We start from the raw sequence: 4,408 nt of genomic DNA on the forward strand, positions 1-4,408 counted from the left end.
ATTTGCTCGTCCTGCCGAATATTGATGCCGCGAATATCTCGTACAACCTGCTGAAGACCGCGGCCGGCAATAACATCGCTATTGGCCCGATGTTGCTGGGCGCGGCTCAGCCGGTGCATGTGCTGACGGCGTCGGCTACGGTTCGCCGGATCGTCAACATGACGGCGTTGCTGGTGGCGGACGCGACGGCGGTGGCGCGGTAAGCGTCCAAAGCTCGGGTTCAAGGCTCGCGGAGCTAAAAGCCGCGGTCCCCTCAACCCGCACAGGGCGGACGGGTTCGAGTAGAGCTCCGGTAAGAGGAACGGCAAAAGAGGGATTGCGACGAGGAGTCGCAATCCCTCTTTTTATTTCTTCGCTCTGTTGGCTAGCGTGACAGAGGGCCGGTCCGACTTCATGCCTGGAATCTCTTTTGACTTATCGCGTGTGCCTGGACGAAAAAAAGCGTGCCGGATGATCCGGCACGCACGAGGTATGCAAGGGGATTTGCTTTCTCCTCCAAACAGCGATGGTGCCGGTTTTTACGCCGTGGGAGCTTCGCGAGAGAGGCGACACTGGTTCCACTCCCCAAACCATGCATGAAGTCATTATTAGCCAATTGAAGATAAATATATCTCGGATTGGTCCTAAAAACGATCGAGGCCTATTTTTCTTGTCATCGATGAAAAAGCGTTGGCGAGCCGCATACAACGGTCAGATACGAGGGAAAAAGCGCCTGAAAAATGAGCATCTGCCGAACCAACATTGATTCCCGGTGTCATTAGCGATACCCTTACGTCTTTCATGGTCGTCATGTTTTTGGGTTCAAAGCGGGGACAGGTTTCGTGAAGCGCGCGTGGTTTTGTGGATTGATCGTGGCGCTTTCGTGGGTGTTGAGCGGCTGCGGGAAAAGCGGGCCAGATACCCAAAGCCCAGCCGCGAACACCTCTGCAGTAGCGTCGCAGGCGGAACCGCCGCACGTGTTGCAAGACAAGGACAAGCTGAAAAGCGATCCGCGCGCAGAGAGCTGGCGCGATACCGCCTCAGCGGGTTCGGAACCGTCGCAGACTACCGTCGACGCTTCGCAATTGCCGAAACAGGCCATTGTGACGCTGCGGCGGATCGAGGCTGGCGGTCCGTTTCCGTATGAGAAAGACGGCATCGTGTTTGGCAACCGCGAGCGTATGCTGCCGCCGCACCCGCGCGGCTTTTACCACGAATACACCGTTCCTACGCCGCGCGCCCGCGATCGCGGCGCACGTCGGATTGTATGTGGCGGGCCCCGTCGGCAGATCGACAACTGCTTCTATACCGACGACCATTACGTGAGTTTTAAACGCATTGCGGGATTAACTTCGGGATGAACGGCATGAGCGACAACATCTACGCGCACGACAACGGTGTCGCGGGTGATCTTTTCGCCGGCGATGGCAACATGTTCCAGCGAGTTTTGCGACTCCGCACGACAGACGAAAATCGACCCGACGACGAACAGAGCACGGCGCTGTCATCATTGAACGAGGGGTCTATGAGTCTTTTCAAGACGGTACGATCAAATATCGTGCAGTCGATCCGCGCTTTCAGGGTCCAGGATCTCGCCGACGAAGCGAGCAAGCTGGGCCAGCATTTCCTTTACGCGTATTGCGGTCAGGCCCAGAGCAAGCAGGAAGTGCTCGAAACCATCGCCACGTCGTTTTTGTTTCCCAAGCACTTCGGGAAGAACTACGACGCGTTGTACGACAGCCTTACTGACCTCGTGCACAAAGCCGGTTCGCAACCGGGTTTCGTGATCGTGCTGGAAGCGCTGCCCGTTGCGCAGAAATTTGACAAGGAAGGGCGCGAAACCCTGCTCGACGTGTTTCGCGAAGCAGCGGAATTTTGGGCAGAACGGCGCGTGGCGTTCAGGGTGTTTTACTCGTTCGCCTGAGCTATCTGCTTGAGCCGTTTGCCTGAGTCGCTTGCCTGAGTCGCTTGCATGAGCGTAAGTGGTAGCGCCCGAATTCGAGACCCGGCCCCACGGGCAAGGCGCTGCTTCTCCTCGGTGCAAAGAGGTTGGAGAGCCGGTCGTCGTCTGTTCAACACAGGCGCTGACTGGCTTTTTTCGTTTCTTTCGAGATGAATCGCAGCGCTAGGGCGGTTGCTTCGCGATCCGGCTCACATCCCGCTTCACCATCCGCACCACCGCGCGGCGAGCGCCCCTAGGACCGCTATACCCGCCGTTTCGGTGCGCAAGACGCGGGGTCCAAGACCAAGCGTGGCAAAACCCGCATCGACAATAGTCGCTTCCTCTGCCGGCGAAAATCCGGCTTCTGGCCCGATCGCGATGGTCACGGGTGCCGTGGGCGCGCTCACTGGCAAAGAGGCAAACCCAAGCTGCGCACGCGGTGACAACAGCAGCCGCAACTCGCCTTCTTTGGCGGGCGGCAGATTGCCGAGCCATTTATCCAGGTCCTGAGGCGCCGAAACGTCCGGCACCCGATTTCTTCCACATTGCTCACACGCGGCTCGTACCAACGCCTGCCAATGTCCTTGCCGACGGCCAGCGCGTTCACCCGAGAGCCGCACTACGCCGCGCTCGGCCGTGAGCGGAACGACCGACGTGACGCCCAGTTCCACCGCCTTCTCGATCAGCCAATCCATCTTGTCACCGCCCGCCACACCTTGAGCCAGGGTGATTCGATACGGCGGCTCCGCTTCGCGTTCGATGAATTCATCGAGTTGGACGATCGCTGTCCGTTTGCCGATTTCAACCAGACGCGCGCGATATTCACCGCCCAAGCCGTTGAAGAGATGGACAGTGTCGCCCGGTTGCAGGCGCAGGACGTGAACATGGCGGACGACATCGTCCGGCAGGGGCATGATTTCGCCCGCGACGAGCGGACTGGCAACAAAGAAACGTGGCATGAAGTGACTCGCCCGGACGCCGTAAAGCGCGCGGGCAGGGAAGTGATGGGTGCTTGAACGCTATCCGTTCTACCTTCGACCAATAACCTGGAACGCGACGGATCCAGCCTAATTCAAATGCCGGGCGATTGCCCACCGATACCCGTCCGGGTCTTCGAACTGCGCAAAACGATCGCCCCAGTACTGGTCCTGGGGTTCGATCAGCGGTTTCGCGCCGACCGCGACTGCACGTGCGAACGCTGCGTCGACATCGTCTACGTAGAGATAGAACGATTGCGGCGCCATCAGGCCCGTGCTTTTCGGGGTCTTCGCGTGCGATCCATAGGCGCCTTCGGGCGCGAACATCAGGATCAACTGCCCGCGATAGGTCATCTCGACGTGGATCACGGCGCCGTCGTCGTTGACGCTGTCACGCACCGCAAAACCTAACGCCTGTTCGTAGAATCCCGTGGATACACGGGCATCGCGAACGGTCAGGTAGGGCGTGAGCCACGGCACATCGGCGGGGCGGGGGTCGGACATAAGGGCTTCTCCTCGAGCTCGGCTGATGGCTGCATTGTGCCATGGCGCCCTTTGGCAGAAGGGCTGGGCCACGGGGGCTGGGCGGGTTTCTGTTGCTGCGCTACGTCGCGTCGGCCCGATGTGTTGCTGCAGGGAGCGTGCCCGCAGGAAGCATTCGTTATGATTGACGTTTCCGGCGAACAATCGCTCTCTGCGCCGCCCGGTTCCCTGTGGCCCTCGCGCCAGCGTCTCAGAGTCGTCTGCTAGAATAACCGGCTTCCGATCCTCTCCGTTTCTCGTCGCTCCGGGTGTTGAAAACGTAGGTTCATCGTTTGCTCCGGTGCGTCGCTCAGAATCATCCCAGGATCTTTTCAGGACCTACCGGACTCGACATGACGACCCCGACTTCCAGCCAGACCACCCTGATGGCCAACGCAATCCGTGCGCTGGCAATGGACGCCGTTCAACAAGCCAACTCCGGCCATCCGGGCATGCCAATGGGCATGGCGGAAATCGGCGTGGCGCTCTGGTCGCGTCACCTGAAGCACAACCCGAGTAACCCGCATTGGGCCGACCGCGATCGTTTCGTCTTGTCGAACGGTCATGGTTCCATGCTGCTGTACTCGTTGCTGCACCTGACCGGCTACGACCTGCCGATCAACGAACTCAAGAACTTCCGTCAACTGCATTCGAAGACGCCGGGACACCCGGAATACGGCATCACGCCGGGCGTTGAAACGACCACCGGCCCGCTCGGCCAGGGTCTGGCGAACGCGGTCGGCATGGCGCTCGCCGAATCGCTGCTTTCAGCGGAATTCAACAAGGACGGCGCGAAGATCGTCGACCATCACACGTACGTGTTTCTCGGCGACGGCTGCATGATGGAAGGCATCTCGCACGAAGCCTGTTCGTTCGCGGGCACGCTCAAACTGCACAAGCTGATCGCGCTGTACGACGACAACGGTATTTCCATCGACGGTCACGTTGAACACTGGTTCCGCGACGACACCCCGAAGCGTTTCGAAGC

At 59.6% G+C, this 4,408-nt stretch carries 6 protein-coding genes; 4 read left to right on the forward strand and 2 right to left on the reverse strand.

The genetic code is table 11. The features are described 5' to 3' along the window. From JWR14_RS00140 to JWR14_RS00150, 3 genes are all read left to right on the forward strand, one after another. Positions 1-203 (forward strand): phosphate acyltransferase (locus JWR14_RS00140; RefSeq protein WP_299699318.1); only part of this gene is annotated, 203 nt, incomplete at its 5' end. 618 nt (positions 204-821) lie between these two features. After that, a complete protein-coding gene (locus JWR14_RS00145) occupies positions 822-1,340 on the forward strand; it encodes a ribonuclease (protein ID WP_299699320.1) in 519 nt (172 codons plus the stop codon). A gap of 5 nt (positions 1,341-1,345) precedes the next feature. Continuing rightward, on the forward strand, positions 1,346-1,903 hold the full coding sequence (locus JWR14_RS00150) for a barstar family protein (RefSeq protein ID WP_213768530.1): 558 nt from the start codon (positions 1,346-1,348) through the stop codon (positions 1,901-1,903). Positions 1,904-2,142: 239 nt separating this feature from the next. On the opposite strand, the gene JWR14_RS00155 is transcribed toward JWR14_RS00150, so the two are convergent. Together JWR14_RS00155 and JWR14_RS00160 are read right to left on the reverse strand one after the other, a co-directional pair. Continuing rightward, a complete protein-coding gene (locus tag JWR14_RS00155) occupies positions 2,143-2,880 on the reverse strand; it encodes a 16S rRNA (uracil(1498)-N(3))-methyltransferase (RefSeq protein ID WP_299699324.1) in 738 nt (245 codons plus the stop codon). Positions 2,881-2,988: 108 nt separating this feature from the next. Next, positions 2,989-3,402, reverse strand: coding sequence for a glyoxalase/bleomycin resistance/extradiol dioxygenase family protein (locus JWR14_RS00160; RefSeq protein WP_062089626.1), 414 nt, complete (start codon positions 3,400-3,402; stop codon positions 2,989-2,991). Between the two features lie 371 nt (positions 3,403-3,773). On the opposite strand from JWR14_RS00160, the gene JWR14_RS00165 reads away from it, so the two are divergent. Continuing rightward, on the forward strand, positions 3,774-4,408 hold a 635-nt coding region (locus JWR14_RS00165; RefSeq protein ID WP_299699330.1), incomplete at its 3' end, for a 1-deoxy-D-xylulose-5-phosphate synthase N-terminal domain-containing protein.

The sequence above is a fragment of the Caballeronia sp. genome (assembly GCF_028292365.1).
Lineage (GTDB): Bacteria > Pseudomonadota > Gammaproteobacteria > Burkholderiales > Burkholderiaceae > Caballeronia.